This window comes from Pseudomonas sp. IT-P171, assembly GCF_949767765.1.
Classification (GTDB): domain Bacteria; phylum Pseudomonadota; class Gammaproteobacteria; order Pseudomonadales; family Pseudomonadaceae; genus Aquipseudomonas; species Aquipseudomonas fluorescens_B.
This window is the reverse complement of sequence record NZ_CATKQN010000011.1, coordinates 195,351-219,999: the sequence shown is the minus strand read 5'-3', so window position 1 is coordinate 219,999 and position 24,649 is coordinate 195,351. Positions and strand designations below refer to the sequence as shown.

The 24,649-nt window shown below is 56.4% G+C and carries 21 protein-coding genes, 2 tRNA genes and 1 pseudogene; 9 read left to right on the top strand and 15 right to left on the bottom strand.

The genetic code is table 11. The annotated features are described in order from the left end of the window. Positions 1-39: 39 nt before the first annotated feature. Positions 40-204: pseudogene (locus ACM6I5_RS09515) on the top strand (integrase); the annotation flags it as partial. Between the two features lie 91 nt (positions 205-295). On the opposite strand, the gene ACM6I5_RS09510 reads toward ACM6I5_RS09515, so the two are convergent. The 6 genes from ACM6I5_RS09510 to ACM6I5_RS09485 form a co-directional block, all read right to left on the bottom strand. Next, positions 296-382 (bottom strand) — tRNA-Leu (locus ACM6I5_RS09510). 194 nt (positions 383-576) lie between these two features. After that, positions 577-650, bottom strand: a tRNA-Cys gene (locus tag ACM6I5_RS09505). 243 nt (positions 651-893) lie between these two features. Further along, entirely contained in the window at positions 894-1,334 is a 441-nt protein-coding gene (locus ACM6I5_RS09500) for a CBS domain-containing protein (RefSeq protein ID WP_017339102.1), read from the bottom strand. A gap of 40 nt (positions 1,335-1,374) precedes the next feature. Next, complete coding sequence (gene nirD, locus ACM6I5_RS09495; RefSeq protein WP_017339103.1) at positions 1,375-1,752, bottom strand: nitrite reductase small subunit NirD; 378 nt, start codon at positions 1,750-1,752, stop codon at positions 1,375-1,377. Then, positions 1,752-4,313 (bottom strand): nitrite reductase large subunit NirB, encoded by a 2,562-nt coding sequence (gene nirB, locus ACM6I5_RS09490; protein ID WP_414883686.1) that lies wholly within the window; start codon positions 4,311-4,313, stop codon positions 1,752-1,754. The genes nirD and nirB overlap by 1 nt, the downstream gene beginning before the upstream one ends. Before the next feature lie 351 nt (positions 4,314-4,664). Next, complete coding sequence (locus ACM6I5_RS09485; RefSeq protein WP_414883685.1) at positions 4,665-5,834, bottom strand: DUF1624 domain-containing protein; 1,170 nt, start codon at positions 5,832-5,834, stop codon at positions 4,665-4,667. 294 nt (positions 5,835-6,128) lie between these two features. On the opposite strand from ACM6I5_RS09485, the gene ACM6I5_RS09480 reads away from it, so the two are divergent. Continuing rightward, on the top strand, positions 6,129-7,868 hold the full coding sequence (locus ACM6I5_RS09480) for a dipeptidase (protein ID WP_414879736.1): 1,740 nt from the start codon (positions 6,129-6,131) through the stop codon (positions 7,866-7,868). Between the two features lie 281 nt (positions 7,869-8,149). After that, positions 8,150-9,406 (top strand): OprD family porin, encoded by a 1,257-nt coding sequence (locus tag ACM6I5_RS09475; protein ID WP_414883684.1) that lies wholly within the window; start codon positions 8,150-8,152, stop codon positions 9,404-9,406. A gap of 68 nt (positions 9,407-9,474) precedes the next feature. Here ACM6I5_RS09475 and ACM6I5_RS09470 read toward each other — a convergent pair whose 3' ends face one another. From ACM6I5_RS09470 to ACM6I5_RS09460, 3 genes are all read right to left on the bottom strand, one after another. Then, positions 9,475-9,939, bottom strand: a complete 465-nt coding sequence (locus ACM6I5_RS09470; protein WP_017339109.1) for a RidA family protein — start codon at positions 9,937-9,939, stop codon at positions 9,475-9,477. Between the two features lie 78 nt (positions 9,940-10,017). Beyond that, a complete protein-coding gene (locus ACM6I5_RS09465) occupies positions 10,018-10,767 on the bottom strand; it encodes a creatininase family protein (RefSeq protein WP_017339110.1) in 750 nt (249 codons plus the stop codon). A 62-nt stretch (positions 10,768-10,829) separates the two neighbouring features. Continuing rightward, positions 10,830-12,143 carry an MFS transporter gene (locus ACM6I5_RS09460; RefSeq protein ID WP_414883683.1) on the bottom strand — a complete coding sequence of 438 codons (1,314 nt, stop codon included), beginning with the start codon at positions 12,141-12,143 and terminating at the stop codon, positions 10,830-10,832. Positions 12,144-12,278: 135 nt separating this feature from the next. Here ACM6I5_RS09460 and ACM6I5_RS09455 point away from each other — a divergent pair, with 135 nt between their 5' ends. From ACM6I5_RS09455 to ACM6I5_RS09440, 4 genes are all read left to right on the top strand, one after another. Further along, entirely contained in the window at positions 12,279-13,217 is a 939-nt protein-coding gene (locus ACM6I5_RS09455; RefSeq protein WP_414883682.1) for a LysR family transcriptional regulator, read from the top strand. 311 nt (positions 13,218-13,528) lie between these two features. Then, the gene (locus ACM6I5_RS09450) at positions 13,529-14,950 is read left to right on the top strand and encodes an SGNH/GDSL hydrolase family protein (protein ID WP_414883681.1); all 1,422 of its coding nucleotides are present in this window, start codon (positions 13,529-13,531) and stop codon (positions 14,948-14,950) included. Positions 14,951-15,348: 398 nt separating this feature from the next. Then, positions 15,349-15,984, top strand: coding sequence for a c-type cytochrome (locus ACM6I5_RS09445; protein ID WP_414883680.1), 636 nt, complete (start codon positions 15,349-15,351; stop codon positions 15,982-15,984). Between the two features lie 9 nt (positions 15,985-15,993). Then, positions 15,994-16,911: a c-type cytochrome gene (locus ACM6I5_RS09440; RefSeq protein WP_414883679.1), complete on the top strand. Its 918-nt coding sequence runs from the start codon at positions 15,994-15,996 to the stop codon at positions 16,909-16,911. 91 nt (positions 16,912-17,002) lie between these two features. On the opposite strand, the gene ACM6I5_RS09435 is transcribed toward ACM6I5_RS09440, so the two are convergent. The 6 genes from ACM6I5_RS09435 to ACM6I5_RS09410 all read right to left on the bottom strand — a co-directional run bounded on the left by ACM6I5_RS09435 (position 17,003) and on the right by ACM6I5_RS09410 (position 21,793). Continuing rightward, on the bottom strand, positions 17,003-17,287 hold the full coding sequence (locus ACM6I5_RS09435) for a cyd operon YbgE family protein (RefSeq protein ID WP_414883953.1): 285 nt from the start codon (positions 17,285-17,287) through the stop codon (positions 17,003-17,005). Further along, positions 17,287-17,409, bottom strand: coding sequence for a cytochrome bd-I oxidase subunit CydX (gene cydX, locus ACM6I5_RS09430; RefSeq protein ID WP_090185398.1), 123 nt, complete (start codon positions 17,407-17,409; stop codon positions 17,287-17,289). The genes ACM6I5_RS09435 and cydX overlap by 1 nt, the downstream gene beginning before the upstream one ends. 22 nt (positions 17,410-17,431) lie before the next feature. Then, the gene (gene cydB / locus ACM6I5_RS09425; RefSeq protein ID WP_017339119.1) at positions 17,432-18,568 is read right to left on the bottom strand and encodes a cytochrome d ubiquinol oxidase subunit II; all 1,137 of its coding nucleotides are present in this window, start codon (positions 18,566-18,568) and stop codon (positions 17,432-17,434) included. Beyond that, the gene (locus tag ACM6I5_RS09420; protein ID WP_017339120.1) at positions 18,561-20,132 is read right to left on the bottom strand and encodes a cytochrome ubiquinol oxidase subunit I; all 1,572 of its coding nucleotides are present in this window, start codon (positions 20,130-20,132) and stop codon (positions 18,561-18,563) included. The genes cydB and ACM6I5_RS09420 overlap by 8 nt, the downstream gene beginning before the upstream one ends. Further along, positions 20,129-20,305: a cytochrome oxidase putative small subunit CydP gene (cydP, locus tag ACM6I5_RS09415; protein ID WP_338012305.1), complete on the bottom strand. Its 177-nt coding sequence runs from the start codon at positions 20,303-20,305 to the stop codon at positions 20,129-20,131. Before cydP ends, ACM6I5_RS09420 begins: the two co-directional genes overlap by 4 nt. Positions 20,306-20,467: 162 nt before the next feature. Continuing rightward, positions 20,468-21,793: a sigma-54 interaction domain-containing protein gene (locus tag ACM6I5_RS09410; RefSeq protein ID WP_414883678.1), complete on the bottom strand. Its 1,326-nt coding sequence runs from the start codon at positions 21,791-21,793 to the stop codon at positions 20,468-20,470. Positions 21,794-22,030: 237 nt separating this feature from the next. Here ACM6I5_RS09410 and ACM6I5_RS09405 point away from each other — a divergent pair, with 237 nt between their 5' ends. Both ACM6I5_RS09405 and ACM6I5_RS09400 read left to right on the top strand, forming a co-directional pair. After that, complete coding sequence (locus ACM6I5_RS09405) at positions 22,031-22,909, top strand: MBL fold metallo-hydrolase (protein WP_017339122.1); 879 nt, start codon at positions 22,031-22,033, stop codon at positions 22,907-22,909. Positions 22,910-22,963: 54 nt separating this feature from the next. Then, positions 22,964-24,634 carry a TIGR01244 family sulfur transferase gene (locus ACM6I5_RS09400; RefSeq protein WP_414883677.1) on the top strand — a complete coding sequence of 557 codons (1,671 nt, stop codon included), beginning with the start codon at positions 22,964-22,966 and terminating at the stop codon, positions 24,632-24,634. Positions 24,635-24,649 lie beyond the last annotated feature (15 nt).

Here is a 24,649-nt window from a genome sequence, read left to right as displayed (position 1 = left end):
TAGATTACCGATATCGAGGATATGTGCGCGTTCGGCTGGGAGGCAGCGGGCATTGCGAAAGCAGAATTTCAGATGCGCGACTCAAGAGCAAAAGCGGCGTTGGACAAAGAGGAGTCAACAGGGAGCATCCGCGAAGCTCGGCACCAGTCAGGTCATACAATCGTCTGGATGACAGAGCAGTACATCCGAACCCCGACGACGTGACTGACGGTCGCGAATTGCGGAAATAATTTTTTGATTGCGGAAAAGAACTAAGGGCTTGCATGAGAAACCTCATGCAAGCCCTTGATATTCATGGTGCCCGAAGCCGGAATCGAACCGGCACGCCCTTACGAGCGGGGGATTTTAAGTCCCATGCGTCTACCAGTTTCGCCATTCGGGCGGTAGCGCGGTAAGCCGTCTGAAGCCTGGCAAATGAAGATCTGTCAGTTCTGACGCCTGTGCAGCAGAGGACGAAATATATACATCCCGTCCCGGTGAAGCAAGTTAGCAAATGCCCATTTCAAGACTAAATCTTGCAAGACACTGCAAATAAAAAAGCTCCGTAAATCATTGATCTACGGAGCTTGTTTAAAGTGGAGGCCGAGGTCGGAATCGAACCGGCGTAGGTGGATTTGCAATCCACTGCATAACCATTTTGCTACTCGGCCTCAAACATCTGATGTCATGTAGCACAACACCCGACGCGTACAAACTTGGAATTAGATACTAGATCTAACCCCTTGAAAACATTGAGCTTTTTCAGCTGTCAGTGCTTTCGATGGCGTGAATTATGTACTGATTTCCGAAGGCTGGCAACCCCTTGATTTCAAAAAAAATTTGTCGGGCGCTTTGCACGTTTCGACAAAGGCTCAACGATCTCTTACGCGCGCCACAACGGACCGCCGGCCCGCTTAGTGCCCACGAATGTAGTACTCCAACTGCCGAATCAAATCGGCCTGCTCGACAATCGCTTCTTTGACCAGATCGCCAATCGACAACAAACCGATCAACTCGCCGCTATCGACGACCGGCAAATGGCGCAGGTGGCTGTCGGTCATGACCGCCATACAACGTTCAATGCTCTGCTGGCTGTCGGCTGTCACCACCGGAGCGCTCATGATGTCGCGCACGGGTGTGCCGACCGAGGAGCGTCCCTGCAGAACGACCTTGCGCGCATAGTCGCGCTCGCTGATGACGCCGACCACCTGCCCCGCTTCGATGACCGGCAGCGCGCCCACATTCTTCTCGGCCATCATTTTCAGCGCTTCAAGCACCATCTGGTCCGGCGCAATGCTATGCACGTGCTGGTTTTGCACGACTTTCAGTTTCAGCAGCTGTGCGGCTGTTTTCATGGATGCCCCCGCTATCGTTGCTCATTGCCGATGCTTGAACTCAAGCCACGCCGACTTCCACTACGCCGCCGTTCAGCCGTACCGGCCAGACCCGCAGACGCTGTTGCGGATATTCCAGGCAACTGCCGTCCTCCAGCCGGAAATGCTGTTTGTAGATCGGTGAAGCGACAACGAGATCACCCTTGATGCTGCCCACCAATCCACGACCAATGACGTTCGCCCCGGATTGCGGATCATGGTTGTCGATGGCATAGAGGCTCCGACCCTCCGCGCCCGGCAGGTAGAACAGCGCCACTTGGGCGCCATCGAGCCAGACGACAACGCCGGAGTTGCTGACCAGATCCTGCTGCGCGCACACCGATTGCCACACCTCAGTGTTGGCCAGGGCATTGATGCGTTGGGTATTGAACTGGCTCATCAGGCAATCTCCTCGTTGACAGGGATAAGGTTGAGTTCGGCTGCCATGATCGGGCGCCGCTGACCACGCTCCTGGACAAAGTGGATGTCCGGGTCCGGGCGTTTATCGTTGACGAAGGTGCGGAAGCGCTTGAGTTTTTCCGGATCCTTGAGCGCGTTGGCCCATTCGCATTCATAGCGGTCGACCACCAACTGCATCTGCGATTCGAGCTCGGCACCGAGCCCGAGGCTGTCGTGGATGATGACGTCCTTGAGGTAATCCAGGCCGCCCTCCAGGCTTTCTCGCCACACCGAAGTGCGCTGCAGTTTGTCGGCGGTGCGGATGTAGAACATCAGGAAGCGGTCGATGTAGCGGATCAGGGTGGCGTCGTCGAGGTCGGTGGCGAACAGTTCGGCGTGGCGTGGGCGCATGCCGCCATTACCGGCGATGTAAAGGTTCCAGCCTTTCTCGGTAGCGATCACGCCGACGTCTTTGCTTTGGGCTTCCGCGCATTCGCGGGTGCATCCGGACACCGCGAACTTGAGCTTGTGCGGTGAGCGCAAACCCTTGTAGCGATCCTCGATGGTCAGGGCCATTTGTACGCTGTCCTGCACGCCGTAACGGCACCAGGTGCTGCCGACGCAAGACTTCACCGTCCGGGTCGATTTGCCGTAGGCATGCCCGGTTTCAAAACCGGCTTCAATCAACTCGGCCCAGATGTCCGGCAATTCATGCAACTGTGCGCCGAACAGATCGATTCGCTGGCCGCCGGTGATTTTGGTGTAGAGGTCGTATTTCTTCGCCACCACACCGATCGCGATCAGTTTGTCGGCGGTGATTTCGCCGCCGGGAATGCGCGGCACCACCGAATAAGTGCCGTTTTTCTGCATATTGGCCATGAAGGTGTCGTTGGTGTCCTGCAACGGCACCAGCGAGGCGTCCATGATCGGCTGGTTCCAGCACGAGGCCAGGATCGAACCCACCGCCGGTTTGCAGACATCGCAACCGGTGTGGCCACGGCCATGTTTGGCCAGCAGTTCTTCAAAGGTAATCACCCCTTCTACCCGCACCAGCGCATAGAGCTCCTGACGGGTGTAGGCGAAGTGTTCGCAGAGGCTTTTGTCGACACTCACACCTCGGGCAATCAGTTCATGCTCGAAGACTTGCTTGAGCAAACCCGCGCAACCACCGCAGCCGGTGCAGGCCTTGGTCTGCGCCTTGAGCAGGCCGAGGTCGGTGCAGCCACCGTCGATGGCCGAGCAGATGGAACCTTTGGTGACGTTGTGGCACGAGCAGACCGTGGCCGACTCGGGCAATGCACCCGGGCCCAGGGTCGGTGCGCCTTCGGAGGACGGCAGAATCAGGCTGGCCGGTTCCGACGGCAAGGCTATGGCGTTCTGCATGTACTGCAGCAGCGTGTCGTAATAGCTGTTGTCGCCGACCAGCACCGCGCCGATGACGTGCTTGCCGGAGGCATCCACCACCAGCCGCCGATAGCTGGCCGTGGTTTCGTCGATGAACTGATAACTGCGCGCACCCGGCGTGTGGCCATGCGCGTCGCCGATGGAGCCGACGTCGACGCCCAGCAGCTTGAGTTTGGTCGACATGTCGGCACCCAGAAACGGTTCGGCCATGTCGTTGCACAGTCTTGCCGCCACACCGCGCGCCATCTGGTAGCCCGGCGCGACCAGGCCGAACAGGCCGCCATTCCACGAGGCGCACTCGCCAATGGCGTAGATATCCGGGTCGCTGGTCAGGCATTCGTCGTTGATCACCACGCCGCCGCGCGGGCCGATCTCCAAGGCACAGTGGCGGGCCAGCGCATCTTGTGCGCGGATGCCGGCTGAGAACACGATCAGGTCGGTTTCAAGAAACTCGCCGTTGGCGAAATTCATGCGGTAGCGATACTCCTCGCCCGCACTGATTGATTGAGTGGCGCGCGACAGATGCACACCGACACCCAGTCTTTCGATCTGCGACTTGAGCGCAAGCCCCCCCATTTCGTCCAGCTGCACCGGCATCAGGCGCGGGGCGAACTCCACGACATGCGCTTCCAGACCGAGACTTTTCAGCGCATTGGCGGCTTCAAGGCCCAGCAGGCCACCGCCGACCACCACACCGCGGCGGGCGTTGGCAGCGGCGGAACGGATGGCGTCGAGGTCTTCAAGGGTTCGATACACCAGACGCGAATCGCCTTCGGCACCTTCGACGGGCGGCACAAACGGATAGGAACCGGTCGCCAACACCAATTTGTCGTAAGGGATGCAGCCTTGCGCGGTAATCACCTGGCGCCGAGCGCGGTCGATTTCCATCACCGGCACACCCAAATGCAGGGTGACGCCCGGCGTCTGGTAAAGCGATGCATCGGACAGCGCCAACGATTCGGCGTCGCGCCCCGAGAAGTACTCGGACAGATGCACACGGTCGTAGGCACGCATCGGCTCCTCGCTGAAGACGTGCAGCCGATACTGGTCAAGAGCGCCCCGCTCGATCAACTGCTCGACGCAATGATGTCCGACCATGCCATTGCCGATCACGATCAGCGTTTGCACTTTGTTCAACGCGGCAACATTGGAATTCATAAGAAGCACCCGGCTAAAACGGTTCAAAAAGCAAAAAAAAACGCCTGAAACCTTGCGGTTCCAGGCGTCTTTGCCTGTTCTTTTGCGGTGTTAGCACCAGACGTCTATGCCTGATCCACCGATGTTGCCCACGAATCGATCGTCGTTGACCGAGGGGGCTGCCCACTCGACTGCTTTCAGGGTGGGCCTGTTCGGTGTGTTGCAGTGTTTGTGCCAGATCGCAAAAGTCGCGCTTGGGGGCGGTCTCTCTGACGTTTTGGTATTGAATTCACCGGAAAAACAGGCCGCTCTTGCCTTCGCATAGTGCAGCGAGATGCAGCACGGCTTTATAAAAGTGCACAAATGCCGTCATCAGAGATACTTGAGCCAGGCGATGTCTCGACGTCGAGCCTTCAACAACGAGAACCAACTGACCGGGCGATAAAGCGCAATCGCCAGCAAGATTGCCACCAGCCAGACCGCACCTATCGACGTGAAACCAAACCACGCCCCCTGGTTCAAGCCGAACAGCGCGACAGCGATGACATACAAAACCTTCAGCGCGTACAGGTGCAACAGATAGAAGAACATCGGTGCCGACCCGAACACCGTCAACGGACGCAGCCACTGGCGCTTCTGCACACGCTCAAACCACAGAAGCAGCAAGCACCCAGCGCTGACAGTCAGTGCAACAAACAGCAGCGACGGTGGGTATTTGGTGATGTTGAAAAAACTCATCAGCGTTTGCAGGGACGTCTCGCCCACGCTCCAGGCCTTTTCGCCATAACCGTTGAATAGCCGCAACGCAACGAATCCCGCCAGCCCGGTGACACCACCGACCAGCAGCAGGCGTTGACGCACCCTGGCGTCCGCCGTGCGCCCGAACCACGGTCCCATGGCATATCCCAGGCCGATCACGCCAATCCACGGCAGCACCGGATAGGACGTGCGCAACCGAAACCCTTCGGCCAGTTCGATCCAGCCGCGATCATGGAGAATCGCCCAAGGCACGTGCATTGCCGACTCGACAGGAAAGTGCAGAGCGTCCAGCAGGTTGTGGCCGGCGATGATCGCCAGGCTCAGGAACAGCAACACCGGACGCGGTAGCCAGACCAATAACGACAGCGCAATCATGCTCAGGCCAATGGCCCAAATCACCTGCAGGTAGATCACCGTCGGCGGAAACTGGAACGTCCAGGCAAAGTTCACCAGAGTGAACTCAAGCACCACCAGAAACAGACCGCGCTTGAACAGAAAACTGCAAACGTCAGCCTTGCCGGCGTATTTCTCACCGTAGAGCCAGGCCGACAGACCGGTGAGCAGCACGAAGACCGGCGCACACAGATGGGCGAGTGTGCGGCTGAAAAACAGCGCGGGTTCGGTCGAGGCAATGTCCATGGGATCGGACACCTGTCGATGCAGGAAAAAGGTTTCGCGGACGTGGTCGAGCAGCATGAACAGAATCACCATGCCTCTCAATGCATCGATGGAAAGGAGCCGGCCGACGGCCGTGCCGGTAGAACGAGGAGGCGCAATGGTCATGGAGGTTTCGCAACAAGGGTTGGATAAACATGTCCCGCAGAACAGATTGCCGCGCACCTTATATTGTTACCCTATAACATCTCAAACCAATTTTTAATTTGCACACATCTTGTAAAACTCGTCACGAAAACGGCCCCGAGTTTCTTTTTCATATCTGCGCCGCTTTTGCATGGCTGTGCGACAGATCCCGCTTCAGGGCTCCCCTGTTGCGCCGCCGTGGTGGTAGGTTGGAAACGTTTTGTTTCATTAATCAGACACTTCTAACTCACTCCCTGCAAAGGAATGCCCATAGCAATGGACTTCTCACTCAAGCACCTGGCCGCAACAACCCTGATGTTGGCCAGCCTTTCATCGTTCACCACGGCCGCGCACGCCAACATTACCCCGGAACAGAGCGCGACCATCCTCAAGACGTTCAGTGACGCATCGGCCACCGATTTCAGGCAGTTCCTGACAGGCCTGGCCAAGACCGACCTGGCCAAAACCGATGGCCTGGGCGCAGCAATCAGCGCCTTCCTGGACAACAAGTCCCTTTCTGCCGACCAGCAGAACGAAATTCATCGCCTGCTGGGGCTCTATGCGCGGGTGAAGTACGGCAGCGCCGCCACCGAGACGCTGCGTGAGCTGGTGGCCATCCCGACCTTCAACGTCGACGGCGTTGCCCAGCACGACAACCCTGAATTCATCAAGATCGCCGACAAGATCAAGAGCCTTGCCCAGGCCTTCAACCTTAACTTCCGCAACATCGACAACCGCGTCTATGAGATCTCCCTCGAGGGCACCGGCGATGAAGTGGTCGGCATTCACGCCCACGCCGACGTGGTGCCCGTGACACCGGAGAACTGGGTTCTGGAAGACGGGACCAAACTCGATCCGTTCAAGGTCACCCTGATCGGCGACCGCATGTATGGCCGGGGCACCGAGGATGACAAGAACGGCATCGTGGTAGCGCTCTACGCCATGAAAGTGATCAAGGAAGAGAAGCTGCCGCTGGCGAGGAATTTCAAGCTGTTGGTCGACACCACCGAGGAAACCTCCGGCGACGCCATCCCGTACTACTTCGAACACAACCCGACACCCAACTACAACCTGGCGCTCGATGGCGGCTACCCGGTGGTGATTGCCGAAAAAGGCTACGGCACCGTCATGGCCAATTTCCCCAAGCGCAAGGCGGACGGCAAAGGCGCTGAAATCGTCTCGATGACTGGCGGCCTGGCCACTAACCAGATCCCGTCGGCTTCGGTCGTCACGCTGCTGAGTGACAAGCCTGCCGAATTGGCCAAAAGCCTGCAGAAGGCCGGTGCTGAGTTTGCCAAGCGCAATGGCGGCAATTTCAGCGTGAACGCCAAGGTTGACGGCAAGGACGTCAAGCTGACGGTCACCGGCGTTTCCGCCCACTCCTCCGAGCCGGAGTCAGGCGTCAACCCGGTTTCCAGGATGCTGGTCTTTATCAATGGCCTCGACGGCAAGGTCGCGCTCAAGCACAACCACATCACCGACGCCGCCCGCTACGCCGCTGACAACTGGGGCCTGGATTACCTCGGAGGCAAACTGGGAGTCGGTTTCTCCGATGCCTTCATGGGCCCGCTGACCACGTCCCTGACGTTTGTCGGGATGGATGAAAAAGCCTTCAAGCTTGCGGTCAACCTGCGCGTGCCAAAGGGCAAGTCCCCGGAAGCGCTCAAGGCCGAAATCGCCGACAAAATTGGCGCCTGGAGCAAGAAGTCCCGCGTTGCAGCGACTTTCGATTATTCGATTGCCGAGCCGATGTACCGCAACCCTGAGGGTGAATGGGTCAAGGCCCTACTGGCCGTGGCCAGCGAAAACCTTGGCATGAAACACGAGTACGGCACCTCCGCCGGCGCCACCTCGGTTCATGAATTGCCCAATGGCGTGCAGTTCGGCCTGGCCCGGCCCGAGGTCAAATACACCGGCCACACCGACAACGAGTTCAAGACCGTCGACCAGTTCCTGCTGGACCTGCAGATCGTGACCGAAATGATGGGGCGCATCGGGCAATTGCCGAAACTCTGATCCACTGTCGGACCCGCCGCTCTGGCGGGTCCATCTTTTGTTCCGCCTTTTCTGATAGCAGCCTTTTCATGCCTTCGCACCATCGTTGCCTCCAGAGCAACGATGTCTGAATAAAGTTGCTCTTGCTGCCATTGGCCAATGGAGCGAGCATCGCTCTCGACACCGCAGCAACATCAAAAGCCGCACGCTGACGGCTGTCCCTACCTCCCCCGTCCTACTCGCAAGGCCCTCGAAAGAGCGTCTACGGCGGAGTCATGTCTAATAAAAACAAGAGTCAAAATATGACAAAAGATCGAGGCAAACTGTGTGTGCTGTTCTTCACAGGAGCTGGCGCCAACCTCGCCCACGCCGCCGACAGCGGGTTCGTTGAGCAGTCCACTGCAACGCTGACAACCCGAAACTATTTTTTCAGCAGAGACTTCTCCGACATCAGAGGTTCGGAAAAATCGATGGCCCAGGAGTGGGCGCAAGGCTTCATCCTCAACTTCAAGTCCGGTTACACGCCCGGGCTCGTGGGATTTGGCCTGGATGCCACCGCCAAGTTCGGCATCAAGCTTGACAGCAGTCCGGACCGGGTCAACTCGGGGTTATTACCGGTGAAGGACGACGGCCGTGCCGCTGACAACTATGGCCGCCTCGGGTTGGCGGCCAAGATGCGCGTTTCCAAAACGGAACTGAAGGTCGGTGAACTGCAACCCAATATTCCTTCGCTGGTTTTCAGCGATATCCGCCTGCTCCCCCCTGCCTATCAAGGCGCGAGCATTACCAGCAGTGAAATCCCCGGCCTGACACTGCAAGCCGGGCACCTGACTTCTACGACCCTGCGCAACGAGGCCGGCGAGAGCAAACTGCAGGCCTTGCTGGGTAACAAGCCGCAACGCCAGGTGTCGAGCGATGCCTTCAACTACGTGGGCGGCGACTACGCGTTCAACAGTAATCGCACCACCGTGAGTGCCTGGCACTCCCGACTGGAGGATATCTATGAGCAGGACTTCTTTGGTTTAAAACACAGTGTGCCGGTGGGAAGTTGGGTGCTGGGGGCCAATCTGGGTTATTACGACGCCAAGGAAGCAGGTCGCAAACGGGTGGGCAAGGTCGACAACCAGGCCTTCTTCTCGTTGCTATCGGCCAAACTTGGTGGTCACACGTTCTATGCCGGTTACCAAGGCATGTACGGCGACAGCCCCTTTCCTCGCGTGTTTCTCAATGTCAGTGCACTTGGCAACGAACTGCCGACCTACGAGTTCGTCTCCACCCATGAGCGCTCCTTTCAACTGCGTTACGACTATGACTTCGCGGCCCTCGGTGTGCCTGGGCTGCTAGCGAGCACGCGCTATGTCACCGGCGACAATGTGAAGACCGGGATGGGTTATGAGGGCAAAGATTGGGAGCGTGACCTGGACCTCAGCTACACCTTTCAGTCCGCCCCGCTGAAAGGCCTTGGCGTGCGAGTGCGCAACGCGATGGCGCGCTCCAACTACCGCACGGATATCAACGAGAACCGGTTGATCGTCAGTTACACCTGGACGCTGTTCTAAGCTCTATTACGGACTGTGGGGGCGAATGGCCTCGCCCCCACACACCACCTTTCACCGTTAGCCGATCTTCAACGGACTTCGACGGTCATCTCTATTTCGACACAAGCCCCCAACGGAATCTGAGCCACACCGAATGCCGAGCGTGCGTGTTTTCCCTGATCGCCGAACACCTCGGCAAACAGCTCCGAGGCGCCGTTAGTGACCAGGTGCTGCTCGGTGAAACGGGAAGTTGAATTCACCAGGCTCAGCACTTTGACTATCCGCACGACCCGATTCAGATCACCAACGTGAGCCTGCAGCGTCGCCAGCAAGTCGATGGCCGTCGAACGCGCGGCCGCATAGCCCTCCTCTGTCGTCAGCGTTTCGCCCAGTTTTCCAGCCCAGACGTTGCCTTCCTTTTTCGCAATATGGCCGGACAGGTAAACGACATTGCCACTCTGCGCACTCATCACATAGGCAGCGGCGGGAGCGCCGGTGGTAGGTAACTCGATACCGAGGTCTTTCAGGCGGGTATAAACGTCGCGTTCAATCATGGGATTTCCTCGAACAGGATGTGCCAACGCCCGGAACTTCCGGGCGCTGGTCAAGTTGAAAAGTCTGAATCCGATGGGTTAACCGGGAATCGATTCGCGGCTGAAGGCATCGAGTTCCTGCACCAGGCTCTGTGCTGCCAGCATTACCAGTTCGCGGCCTTTATCCGGGCTGGCCAGGGACGGATCCGACCCCATGCGGCCATCCGGATGACGTGCGCGGAAATCGAGCGCTTCGCGGATAGGCCCCCACGGCGCGATCTGCGGCGAGTACTGGGCGGACTTGATGGCGTCCGGGTAAGCCCATTGGGTGACGGCAATTTCCGAAGGCGTGGCATGAATGCCGTGGCCCGTAGGGAATTGATCTCGCGCAAGATCACCTACCCCTTCCAGATCCCACCAGTTGCACAACTTCAGCGCGAACCCTGCAGGGCGTCGTGCGAAGCTGGCTTCGGCGTAGAGCTCCGAGAACGCCGCTTCAATGGAGGCAACGTTGCCGCCGTGGCCATTGAGGAAAAGGATTTTCTCGAACCCGTGAGCGGCCAGCGAACGTACCCAGTCGCCAATCGCCGCGATGAACGTCGACGGGCGAAGTGAAATGGTCCCGGGGAAACCAAGATGGTGTTGCGCCATGCCGATGTTGAAGGTCGGAGCGATCAGGATGTCTGCTGAATTCTGCGCTTCGCGTGCAATGATTTCGGGACACATCCAGTCGGTCCCAAGAAGACCGGTCGGACCGTGTTGTTCGTTGGAGCCGATCGGGATCACGATGGTGCGGCTGCGTTCAAGGAATTGCCCGATCTCGGCCCAGGTCGATAGGTGTAAAAGCATGTGGGTTCTCTCTTTAAAAGGGTTCCTTTCGGAACTCGATTGATCAAGGGGAAGGCGGTTGATCAACCCGCACTGAATTCAGAAACCGAGCTATCACGGGCGCGCGGTTTGGTGGAAAGAATCACGAATGCTGCGCACAGGAACACGCAGCCCACAATGACGATGCCGAGATTGGCGCTGCCGGTTGCCGTTTTTGCCCAGCCAATCACCGCCGGTCCCCAGAAGCCGCCGGACAGACCGATGGTGTTAATCAAGGCGATACCGCCCGCCGCCGCATCGCCCTTGATGTGTTCGGACGGCATTGCCCATAGCACGGTGTAGGCCATGAACATCATGGCGGTTGCCAGGGTCAGCAGGACCAGCGACGCCATCAGGTGACCGTCGGCAAAGGGGTACATGAGCAGCAGGATTGCGCCAATGCCCGCAGGGATTGCGCAGTGATAGCGTCTTTCACCGACCCGGTCGGACCGGCGCCCTATCCAGTACATGCCGCATGCCGCTGCGACGTAGGGAATCGCGGCATACCAACCCAGCTGCATGGTGTCGTTGACGCCCTGGGCCTTGAGGATGGCTGGCAGCCAGAAACTCATCGCGTAGATCGAAAAGATGATGCAGAAATAGGCTGACGCCAGGACGTAGATTTTCGGGTCGCGCAACACCGCCCGGAATGAATGGACGTGTCCCGTCGATGCACCGAGTTCACTCTCCAGCAGTTTTCTTTCTTCGCCACTCAGCCAACGGGCTTCCGAGGGCCGATTCGACAGAATGAAATAGGTCAGAATGCCAAGAAACACGCAAGGCAGGCCTTCAATCAAGAACATCCACTGCCACCCGGCCATGCCGCCAACGCCCTCAAACGTGGTGATCAACCAGGCTGACAGTGGACCGCCCACAATCCCGCCAATGGGGCCGGCGATGAACACAATCGCAATGGCCCGCGCCATACGCTTCGGGCCATACCAGCAGGACAGGTAATAGATCATGCCCGGCGCGAAACCGGCTTCGAATACACCCAGCAGAAAACGCATCGCATAAAACATCGGCACGTTACGCACGAACAGCATGCAAGCCGAAGTGATGCCCCAACACACCAGAATGCGGCTGAAGGTTTTTCGCGCGCCCACCTTCGGCAACATCAAGTTGCTCGGCAACTCGAACAGCACATACCCCAGAAAGAAAATCCCTGCGCCCGCACCGTAGGCCGCATCGGAAAGTCCGAGATCATGTTGCATCTGCAGCTTGGCAAAGCCGACGTTGATCCGGTCCAGATACGCAAAGACGTAGCAAATGAACAGGAGCGGCAGCAGCCGCCAATTGAGCTTGCGGTAAAGGGCGGAAGTGGCATCACTGCCTGCCGGTGCTGAAAAGGTTGACATGCGACTCTCCGATTATTCTTGTGGGTCTGCGTTCTTGCCAAAGAATGTTGCACCGACACCTCAGCCCCAGCAAGAGCAACTAAGTTCGTGTATCGTTGCTCTACAGGCAACACACACCCATTTACGGAGCCCTGCATGCGCGAGATCAACCAACAACGGTTGCGGTATTTTCACGAGGTGCTGGTCCACGGCTCGATTCGCGGTGCAGCGGACAGCATCAATACGTCGCCCTCGGTGATCACGCGCCAGATCAAGCTGCTGGAAGAGGAATTGGGGGCGAAGCTGTTCGAGCGTCAGGCCCGTGGTGTCCAGCCCACCGAGGCCGCGGCGCACTTGCTGGAGTTCTGGCGAGGTTATCGCTCACATCAGGAGAAGCTCGAAGACCAGCTCCAGGCGATCAAAGGCCTACAGCAGGGCCATGTTCGAGTGGTGATCAGCGAGGGGTATGTCGATGCACTGGTGGACAACGTGCTCGCACCGTTTTGCAAACAGTACCCCAAGCTTGATGTCAGGCTGGACATCCTGCCCGTGGACGACGTGCTGAATGAAGTCGCCGAAAACCGTGCGCATATCGGCCTTGCCTACAACCCCCCTCTGCATTCGCACATCGATTATCGCGCGACGTCATCGCAGCCGGTGATGCTGCTGGTCCGACCCGATCATCCGTTGGCATTGAGAGGCGGACCGGTATCCATCGAGGAGATACTCACCTGCCAACTGGTGTTGACGCCCACCTCATTCGGAATCGGTCACGCGATAAAAATGCTCGAGTACGCCGAAAAGATCGACATCCGACCGGCACTGGTCAGCAACTCTCTCGCTGCGCTCAAGCGCATGGTGGCCTCCGGAGACTTCGCTTCATTGCTCGGCGAATTCGCGGCCTATCGGGAAATCGCCAAGGGCAGCCTGGCGGCGGTATCGATCGACCATCCGCTGTTTCTGGGGGTTGAGGCGAAACTGGTGGTGAAGTCCGGCCGACCTCTGGCCGCGCCGGCTCAGGAGTTGCTGAACTGGATGTTGCAGCGCTTGCCGATGTTTATGCCTGAAGACAGAACTACATTGGCTTCACGGTGACCTCAGCGTTGCTTTCTGATGTGCTCGATGCGGTCCACTCAATCGTGACCTGCCGCAACGCATCGACAGCGGCTAAGCTCTTGCGATTGATACTGACTCTCCCGAGGGAATTTCCGTGAGCTCCGCGCCCCTGTCCGAACTCGATGCCGCCCTGCTGGGCGGTGCCCGGATTCCACCGAGCCCGGCAGAGATCCCACATTCCAACGCATCCTGGCGCTAGCAGTGCTGTCCGATACACTCCTGTGACGGGATGTCTTGCAGCACTCTCGCAGGTGATGTGACCGATTAACTTTCTAACATGTGGTGTTTTGATGTGGCGGAAAGTCAATCGTGTCCTCATCTTCAGCCTAATGCTTACAAGTTGCTGTCTGCAGGTATCCGCAGAGCCCGCTCCTCCCGATCCCGGTCAAGCGATTGGCCGTTCATTGTCAATTATTCGTTCAGCAACTGCAGAGAAGCCGCAGGTCCTGAAAATTCTTTTCTATGGACAGTCAATCAGTTCGCCGAAATGGACCGACCTGGCTATTGCGGCGCTGCGAGCCAAATATCCAAACGTGGCGTTCGAATACCGCAACCTCGCTTTGGGCGGGTGGAACGCCGTTCTGTTGGAACAGGCGGTCGCCCGCGACGTGGAGGAAACCTATCCCGACCTGATTGTTTTTCACGTTTATGGCGATCACCGTGCCTACGAACGAATTATACGGATCCTTCGTTCAAAAACGGCTTCCGACATCATCATTCAAAGCGACCACGTCGTCATTCCGCTTGAACCCCTGTGTGACCCAGGCCTTCACCTTCGATGGGCGCCGCTCGAGGGCTGTGAGGGCCATTTCTGGTTCAAGCAAAAAAACTGGGAAGAGTTCATGTCCGGCGTCTGGGAGCCTGCCATGGCGGCGAAATATGACCTTGCGCTGGAACCGCGCCGCCAGCGCTGGAATACCTATTTGCAGGAAAATAATCTTCAATCAACTGATCTTCTCGCCGATCCACCGCATCCTAACGCCAAGGGGTGGACCGTTATGGCTCACCTGTTTACCTCATGGCTGGAGGAGCTTGCGGATCTTCCTCAAAATAATGGGCCGAACACTGCCGGCCAGGTTCGGAGTTTTACTCCGCCGGTGCCGGGCGAAAAGACTCGATATGAATTTGACGGCAATCGCGCCGAACTCATTGCCGCGGGCCCCCTGGACGGAAAAGTAGATATCAAAATCGACGGAAAGGACCCTGGCGAACTCGACGGCTGTTGGCAGACCAGCCGAGTGACACGTTTGCCTAACGTTCCGGATTGGCCGGCCCTGAAAAAAGTCAATGTACGTCCCACTTACCACGAAGCGGATGTTTGGACGCTTCGGGTACGCCATCTCGACATCTCGCAAGAAGTCTTCGACTTTGAAATCGAGAGCGCTCGTACAGGAGCAGACGGAAGCGGCTCGAGCAAGGACGTTTTCAACTCGCTCTCGGGAAACGTAACCATACAGCCGGATGCCTGGAATCTTTCCCATGCCAAGACGGTATCGGGTAAAGGTCTCGCGGAGGAACAAAGCTTTCAATGGGAGCGTCGATTCGCCTGCGGAGACGAACTGGCAACTGTCTTGCCAAATGGCTCGGTGCAGCAGCGTCATGTACTGGCAACCAGCCTTCCCAATACACATCATGTCGTTGAGTTAACCGTCACTTCTGATGCTCCCGCGATTTTGGAGTTGCGGGCTTACCGGCCGCCGCTTATTGAGTGATGTTGCGTGTATCACCGTTTACGTCAAATCGCGCAGACCAGCGCCGCAAGAAACCTCCAGACAGCGGCATCGCGTTTTCCGATTCCATAAAACACGCGCAAAAAAAAGCGCCACTCATTGAGTGGCGCTTTTTTTATTTGGAGCAGGAAACATGTACGGGGTGATGTACGAATTTTTCAAGATTGCAAAGTGGTCAATTTTTACCATTCGCTTCCGCACCTGATTACACGAGTCAAGAAGCCCTGCAGAGGTGGATCGGTCGTGTATCAGCAAGTGATTAATGCGGTGTTGGCGTCAACGCGTCATGGGCAAAAAAGAAGTCATAACATCCGCCTACATTACGACTAACCTAATTAATCGAAACCCGTGTTATAAAAAAATAACAATGAGGCTACCCGATGGAAATCTCACGATGGGTATTAGTTTTTATTTTATCCGGTGCATTTACGACACCCTCTTTTGCAGCGGACGCACAAAAAATATTCACCCAAGGAGGCTCTAATCCAGGGGTCATAGCCTGCTCAACCTGTCATGGTGCAGACGGCCTGGGTATGCCTGCGGCTGGTTTTCCAAGGCTTGCAGGCCTACCTGCTGAATATCTGACGAAGCAGATCACTGATTTTCGCTCTGGCTCTAGAGCTAATCCAATAATGCAACCAATCGCTCAGGCATTGAGTGAAGACGAGTCGAATGCACTCGCAGTGATGCTCGCCAAGATGCCAAGTCCGGCAGTAAAACCAGTGAACCGCGCGCACGTGGCGAAAGGACCAGGGGAAATCCTGGCCTTGAGAGGCGCATGGGATCGGAACATTCCCGAGTGCGTGGCGTGCCATGGTCCAAGTGGTATCGGAGTCGGCGCCTCCTTTCCCCCGATCTCAGGCCAGTCGGCTCAATACCTCACATCACAACTGAATGCTTGGCGGCAGAAAACTCGAAAAAATGATCCAGACGATCTCATGGGACATATTGCACGCTCGCTCACGGATACCGAGGTCGAGGCTGTTTCCCAATATTTTGCTGAGCTCAGTAAATAGAGGCTAGCCATGAAATCCATCATCGCTGCACTTATCACTTTCAATATTATATCGATGGCTTGTGCTACTGAAATTGCAGAATCAACCGCATCACCCAAAAGCACGAATCCAACTCAGAATAAGCCTCCCACATTTCTCCCTCCCGCAGAGGAGACGCTACCCGACAATGCTTTTGGTCGATTAGTCCAGCAAGGCCACGCGATCTTTGTAGATACGAAAGCCAATGCATCCGAGTTCGTAGGAAACGGATTAAATTGCACCAACTGCCATTTGGAACAGGGAAGAAAAGCTGACTCTGCTCCTCTTTGGGGAGCTTACACAATGTACCCCGCTTATCGAAAAAAGAACGACAAGGTCAACACCTACGCTGAGCGTCTACAAGGATGTTTTCAGTTCAGCATGAACGGAAAACCGCCTCCAGCGGACAGTCAAGTCATAGCAGCTCTAACCGCATACTCATACTGGCTCGCAACGGGTGCACCTACAGGACAGGAACTGCCCGGACGTTCTTATCCCGAGATTCCTGAACCTGCCGGAGGTTTTGATCTCGCCAAGGGAAAGGCTATCTACGCCAAGCAGTGTTCTGTATGCCACGGAGCTGAAGGCGAAGGTCAGAAAGCAGGAAGCGACTATGTGTTTCCACCACTTTGGGGTAAAGACTCATTCAACTGGGGTGCGGGAATGCATCGAATCAATACCGCTGCCGGCTTCATAAAATCGAATATGCCGTTAGGTCAGGGCGGAACGCTCTCTTCCGATGAGGCGTGGCACGTTGCAGCCTATATGAACAGCCACGAACGACCAAAAGACCCAAGGATGATTGCCGGCTCTGTCGAGCAGACCCGGTTAAAATTTCACGCAAATGATGGGGTCAATCTCTATGGGCAAAAGGTGAACGGAGTGACAATCGGCCAAGGTACTGAATGAGTCAGTTCAGACGAAACCAAGCTATCACTGACTGCGCGAATGCCGTCACGTCATAGCTTGGTAATGCTGCGTCATTTCTTGTCGCCAGTTCTCAATGTAGAAACTTTACCCAACCAGCCACTGCAAGTAACGCAAAGCAGGTCCAGCCGGAGAAAAGCCACCGCCAGACGAGCATCCGCGGGACAAAACCCACACCTCTCACAAAGGCCACACTCATAGTTGCGAACAATGCAGTAGCCAGGCCATGGTCAGCTTTCCCATCGGGGGCGGCCATCATGGGGGGATAGAGCGTACAAGCGAGCATGATCGCTAAAGCGATAACCAAACTCAGTACATGAATGTGTGAGGTTGGCTGAGCGTTAGCGACACGCGGCATCATGACAGTGTCTCGTCGTTGTCGCTCAAGGCTCGGCCAGCTTCGTTCTCGCCCCACATCGCATTCAATATAGCCAGTAGCAATGCAAAACCGACTCCCAGCATCCAGGCGAAATACCACATGTTTATTACTCCTTTGCCGGCACTAGTAGGCTGAATGTTCGTTGGCTTTGATCTGTGCAACGGTGACCTTGCCCCGCATAACGCGATACGCCCACGAGGTGTAAATCACGATCAGTGGCATGAAGATCAACGTGGCCCAGAACATGATGGCCAGGCTTAAATGACTGGAGACGCTGTCCCACACAGTAAGGCTTGCCGCAGGCACTGTTGATGACGGCATGATGAATGGAAACATCGACACGCCCGCCGTGCTGATCACTGCGATCACCGCGAGCGATGAGGCAACAAACGCCGAAAGTGTGCGACGCATCATCAGCAACATGGCGGCACCTGCAGCGCCTACCAATCCCAGTACGGGCAACAGCCACAACAAAGGAAAGTGACCATAGTTGGCCATCCACGCGCCCGCTTCGCGCACTACGGACTTGTTGAGAATATCGGGTAGTCCGGCGGTATCAACGATTGACGTGATGCGATAACCATCGATGGATTGCAACCAGATACCGGCAAAGGTGAATGAGCACACCAGCACAATCGCCGCGCCAACAGCGCCTTTGATTGCCCTCGCCTGGATAACACCTTCCGTGCGATGCGCCAGATAAGCACCGCCCTGTAAGGTGATCATTGCACTACTCACAACGCCGGTCAGAAGTGCAAAGGGATTCAGCAGTTGCCAGAAACTGCCGGTATAAGTCGATACCAGAAGGTCGTTGAAGTGGAACGGTACACCTTGCAGCAGGTTGCCAAACGCGATCCCGAACACCAGGGGCGGCACTGCCCCACCCACAAAGAGTCCCCAGTCCCAGGTGCTGCGCCAGGTGGAGTTGTGGATCTTGCTGCGATAGTCAAAACCCACGGGGCGGAAGAACAACGCCCAGAGGACCAGAATCATCGCCCAATAGAACCCGCTGAATGCCGTGGCATACACCACTGGCCATGCCGCGAACAACGCGCCGCCCGCAGTGATGAACCAGACCTGATTTCCATCCCAATGCGGACCGACGGTATTGATAACGACGCGACGCTCCATGTCATTGCGGCCAACAAAAGGCAGCAGCGTGCCAACCCCCATATCGTGGCCGTCCATGATGGCGAAGCCGATCAGCAGTACACCGACCAGCGCCCACCAGATAATTTTCAGGGTGAAGTAATCAAGCATGGAGGAGTTCCTTCAAATGGGCATCGTGAACATAACGGCCGGTACCGAGGCTGCCTGGACCTTGACGGGCAAACTTGATCATCAGGAACATTTCAACCACCAGCAGCACGGTGTAGAAAACGATGAATCCTGCCAGCGAGCCATAGAGGTTGTTGACGCTAAGCGTGGATACGCTCATGTGGGTCGGCAGCACGCCGTATATGGTCCAGGGCTGGCGGCCGTACTCAGCGACGAACCAGCCCAGCTCACAGGCAATCCATGGCGCAGGCAGCATGCAGAGCGCCCAACGCAGTAACCAGCGGCGGCGCGTGCAGGTCGACTTCAGGGTGCTCCAGAAGGCAAGGCCGAAGAGCATTAGCATGGCAAAACCAAGGCCTACCATGATCCGGAACGCCCAGAACATAGGCGTCACCCGTGGGACAGTATCGTTTACAGCCATTTCGATAATGGCCGGCGTTGCCTGGTTGACGTCCTCGACATACTTCTTGAGCAGCAAGCCAAAGCCCAGATCGGCTTTGTATTCTTCGAATGTCTTGAGCGCTGCTGAATCGGTGCGATTGGCCCTGACGGCTTCAAGAGCATTGACGGCGGTAATGCCTCGGAGAATTCGAGCGCGGTTCTTTTCTTTAATCTCATGAATGCCTGGAATTTGCTTGCTGACTGATCGTGTGCCAATCAAGCCCATCAGCCAAGGCACTTCAACCTCCCAGTTATTCTTGGACTCGGCTTCATTAATACTGGCCACCAACGTCAGGCCTGCCGGTGCAGGCTTCGTTTCCCACATGGCCTCCATGGCTGCCATTTTGGTTTGCTGTGCCTCACCCACCGTGTAACCAGACTCATCACCCAATACGATCACACTCAGCACCGATGCCAGGCCAAAGGCTGCCGCCACCCGGAAGCTACGTTTGGCAAACTCGACATCACGATTCTTGAGCAAATACCAACTGGAAATCGACAGCACAAACATCGAGCCGGTGACGTAACCGGCTGAGACAGTGTGGACAAACTTGGCCTGCGCCACTGGATTGAAAACCACCGCCCAAAAATCAACCATCTCCATACGCATGGTGATGTAACTGAACTCTGAACCCACCGGGTTCTGCATCCATCCATTGGCGATCAAAATCCACAACGCCGAAAGGTTTGTACCAATCGCCATCAGCAGCGTGACCAGCAAATGGTGCTCTTTCTTCAGACGATCCCAACCAAAGAAGAACAGTCCGATCATGGTCGATTCAAGAAAGAACGCCATCATGCCTTCGATTGCCAGTGGGGCTCCGAAGATATCGCCGACGTAGTGCGAGTAATACGCCCAGTTGGTACCGAACTGAAACTCCAGGGTGATGCCCGTAGTCACCCCCAAGGCGAAGTTGATGCCGAACAGCTTGCCCCAGAAACGCGTCATGTCTTTCCAGATGACATGACCGGTCATCACATAGACACTTTCCATGATGACCAGCAGCCAAACCATGCCAACCGTCAGCGGTACAAAAAGAAAGTGGTAAAGCGCAGTGGCTGCAAACTGCAGCCGAGACAAATCCACCAGGTGTTCTGAAATCACTTGCTTGCCCCTTGAGTCGAGGTGGGTACACCGAACCTGTCGCCGATGGTGTTCGAGTCGACGCTAACGCGCGAATCCCGGATGAACAGCCACCACAACACTGTCAGCACCAGTAGTTTGATCACTACTGCCGTGAGCAGATGGCGTCGAAGTCGTTTGTCGGAAATGGTCATGGCTATGCAGTTAGCACATGGCATGCCAAGGGCAAGAAGATTGATTTTCTCGTTTTAAAACAGTCACTTAATCAGCAAGCCGGTGATGCGCGAGAGGCCAGTGCGCTGCCAATCTGCCAGGGCTGGCAGTCATTGGCAGTCTTGTGACTTGAGCACTTACTACTAGGCCAGACCTTGTTCTTTCAATCGTCGATACAAAGTCCGTTCGCTAATACCCAGGTGCCTGGCCAGCTCACTGCGGGTACCTTTGAAAGTCGCCAGTTCCTGTGCCAGCGAGCTGCCGTCGATAGCAGTTGAAGTAGAGGCCTGAGCAGACGCCCCCACGGATACCTGGGGCAAATGTATGGAGCGGATCACCCCATCGTCAGCGAACAGACTGGCTCTTTCCAGAACATTGCGTAATTCACGGATATTGCCGGGCCAGGAAAACCGCTGCAATTGCATCAGAGCATCTGCATCTATCGTCAGTCGGCGTTTGCCTGTACCGGCACGTTGAAGAAATGAATTCACAAGCAAACCAATGTCCTCAACCCGGTTGCGCAAGGGCGGTAACTGAATGGGAAAGGCGCTGATGCGGTAGTACAGGTCCTGCCTGAACTCGCCTTTCTCCATCATTTTTTCCAGTGGTTTGTGGGTCGCAGCAATTAACCTGAAGTTAGCGTGAAGGGTCTCGACACTCCCGACACGGCGATAAGTGCCCGATTCGATCAGGCGCAACAACTTCACTTGCATTGCCAGTGGAACATCGCCAATTTCATCGAGAAACAACGTGCCGCCTTGGGCTGTTTCAACCAAGCCAGGCTTACGCGTGGTGGCACCGGTGAATGCTCCTTTTTCATGGCCGAACAGTTCGCTCTCAAATAACGTTTCGGTCAATCCAGAGCAATCAACGACGACAAAGGGTCCAGTGGCCCGCTCGCTGGTCTCATGTACGGCACGGGCGAACAGCTCTTTGCCCGTACCGGACTCGCCTAGCAGCAGCACTGGCAGCATTGATGGTGCCACCCGCTGCAGCTCTGACAGCGCCCGATTAAAGGCTGGTGAACGGCCGACCAACCCTTCGTTGCTGGGTCGTGCTGATGCACTGCGGACCAGGGTGAGACGCTCCACGTAGGCAGTAATAACACCGTGTTCGTCTAGAATCGGGCGCAATTCGACGTCGACATGCTCTGGACCGCGAGGCGTGTGGTGAATGTGCAAAACACGATCCGGTCCGCGCATTTCCTGCGCCTTTTTCATCGGACAATTCTCACCCGCCTGATCACAAGGCACATCGTAATGGTGTGAGATTTGATAACACTTATGTCCGATAAAGGGTTTGTCAGTGCTGCCAAACTGCCGCTGATAGGCAGTGTTGGCTGCCAGGATGTTGTAGTCCGGATCAAGCACGATCATCGGCTGGGGTTCGTGCTCAAGAAACGAAACCAGTGACTGCACTTGATCCGGGTGCGGGAGTGAATGGGTTGGGGTAGGCAGGATAGTCTTCATCTCGGCTCCTAAGAATCCATCCATCCTGTCGTGGCACTGCCACCCCTGTCAACAAGCACTGCCAATGGCAGTGAATCGAGGCAGATGCAGAAAAGCTCAAACCACATTTAGAAAATTAAACCGAATAAAATCAAATAGATAACAACATATTTTTGTGCAGGCCGAGCCTGGCAGACTTATTGCTATGTCAGTCCTTAGTGTGAGCGGCTTGGTAAAAGCCCCCTAAGGAGACAGGTCATGAGCGTAAAACTTCACGTCGAAGGATTCTTCGATTCTGCCACCAATACCGTCAGCTATCTTGTGTTGGATGAAGCCACCCACCACTGCGCTTTAATCGACAGCGTACTTGATTACGACCCTAAATCCGGCCACACCGCCACAACGTCTGCCGACAAATTGATTGCGAGGGTGAACGAACTCAATGCTACGGTCGACTGGATTCTCGAGACCCACGTCCACGCGGACCACCTGACGGCCGCGCCATACCTGAAGGAAAAACTCGGTGGAAAAATAGGGATCGGTAGTCAGATTTCGACGGTGCAAGAGGTGTTTGGCACGCTGTTCAATACTGGTGGCGAGATGCCCCGCGACGGAAGCCAGTTCGATCACCTGTTCGTTAATGACGAGCCGTTTGCCATTGGCACGCTGCAATGCCACGCACTTCATACACCGGGCCACACACCGGCCTGTATGACTTATGTGATCAGCGATGGGACCGAAACGGCTGCATTCGTCGGCGATACCTTGTTTATGCCGGACTACGGTACTGCACGCTGTGACTTTCCAGGCGGCAATGCGCGGACGTTGTTCCAGTCAATCAACAAGGTGTTGGGTCTGCCGGCCAATACCCTGCTGTACATGTGCCACGACTACCAGCCTGGTGGCCGCGAGGTGCAGTACGTCAGTACCGTTGCCGACCAGCGCGCGCACAACGTTCATGTGCGTAATGGCATCAGTGAGGAGGAGTTCGTGGCGATGCGCACCAAGCGTGATGCATCGATGGACATGCCGACGCTGATCCTGCCATCCGTTCAGGTCAACATGCGCGCCGGGCACTTGCCTGAGCCTGAAGCGAACGGGACGCGCTACCTGAAAATCCCGCTCAACGTCGCCTGACGTTGCCCTCCCCCCAAAAAACTCAGAAGAAAAATACCCTTAACGGAGACCCTTATGGACATTCGTTGCCTTGCACCTGGACTGTCGGTATCAGAACAGATTTTTCCCAATCAATTGGCAGAACTGAAAGACGCCGGTTTTCGCGCCATTGTGTGTAACCGTCCCGATGGTGAAGGCGGCGATCAACCCTTGTTTGCCGAAATCAAACGAGCCGCCCAAGCGCTCGGCATCGAGGCGCACTACCTTCCCGCGGAATCAGGCAAAGTCACCGACGAGCAAGGTATTGCCTTCGGCAAGCTCCTTGAAACACTGCCAAAACCGGTGTTGGCCTATTGCCGTTCCGGTATGCGCTCGACAACGATGTGGGCGCTGTCACAAGCGGGCCAACAATCCCTGCCACACATCGTCGAGTCCGCCAAAAAAGCCGGGTTCGATATGAAAGGCGTCATTCGCCGGATTGTGAATCAAGGGCGCACGCCGGTCGAAGTGGCTGAGGCGCAACATACAGTGGTCATCATCGGGGGCGGTGCGGCAGGTATCGCGACGGCATCCAGCTTGCTGGCACGAGACCCTGGACTCGACGTTGCCATCATCGACCCGGCAGATGTGCACTACTATCAGCCTGGCTGGACACTTGTCGGCTGTGGAGTTTTCGATGCACCCCAAACTGCCCGCACGATGGGTTCGACCATCCCCCGCGGTGTGCATTGGATCAAGTCGGCGGTCGCCGCTTTCGAACCCGAGAGAAATGCCGTCATTCTTGATGGATGCAGAGTCGTCAAATACGAGCAACTGATCGTGTGCCCCGGCCTGAAGCTCAATTGGCATGCAATCGAGGGGTTGTCGGACACCCTGGGCCGCAACGGCGTGACTTCAAACTACCTGTATCACCTTGCGCCTTATACGTGGGAACTGGTGCAGCAACTGCGTGGTGGCCGGGCCATTTTCACGCAACCGCCCATGCCAATCAAATGTGCCGGGGCGCCGCAAAAAGCAATGTACCTATCTGCCGATCATTGGAAACGTACCGGTGTATTGGACAAAGTCGAGATCGAGTTTTGCAGCGCCGGCGCGGTGCTGTTCGGAGTTCCCGATTATGTGCCAGCGCTGATGAAATACGTCACGGCCTATGGTATCGACCTGAATTTCGGCAACACACTCACCAGCGTGAATGGACCTGCACGGACTGCAACGTTCAACTGCGTCAATCCGGATGGCAGCGCCCATCTTGTTACGCGCGACTTCGATCTACTTCATGTGGTGCCGCCGCAAATTGCGCCGGATTTCGTTCGGGTCAGCCCTCTCGCTGACGCGGCTGGCTGGATTGATGTAGACCCTGCCACTCTGCGCCATAAAACCTGGGCAAATATTCACGCGCTGGGAGACGCCACCAACTCCAGCAACGCCAAAACCGCGGCAGCAGCGCGCAAGCAGGCGCCAGTCGTTGCCCATAATGTGTTGGCTGCAATGGGGAAAGCGAAAGGCAGCGCCCATTACGACGGTTACGGCTCCTGCCCGCTGACGGTTGAGCGCGGCAAGATCGTACTGGCTGAATTCACCTATGGCGGCAAGGTTGCCCCCAGTTTTCCATCCTGGCTGATTGACGGTACCCGGCCATCGAGGCTGGCATGGCTGCTCAAAGAGCGAATTCTTCCACCGCTGTATTGGAAGGGAATGCTCAGGGGCCATGAGTGGATGGCGAAACCTGAGATGGCTGACGTATGAAATCAGACCTGAAGG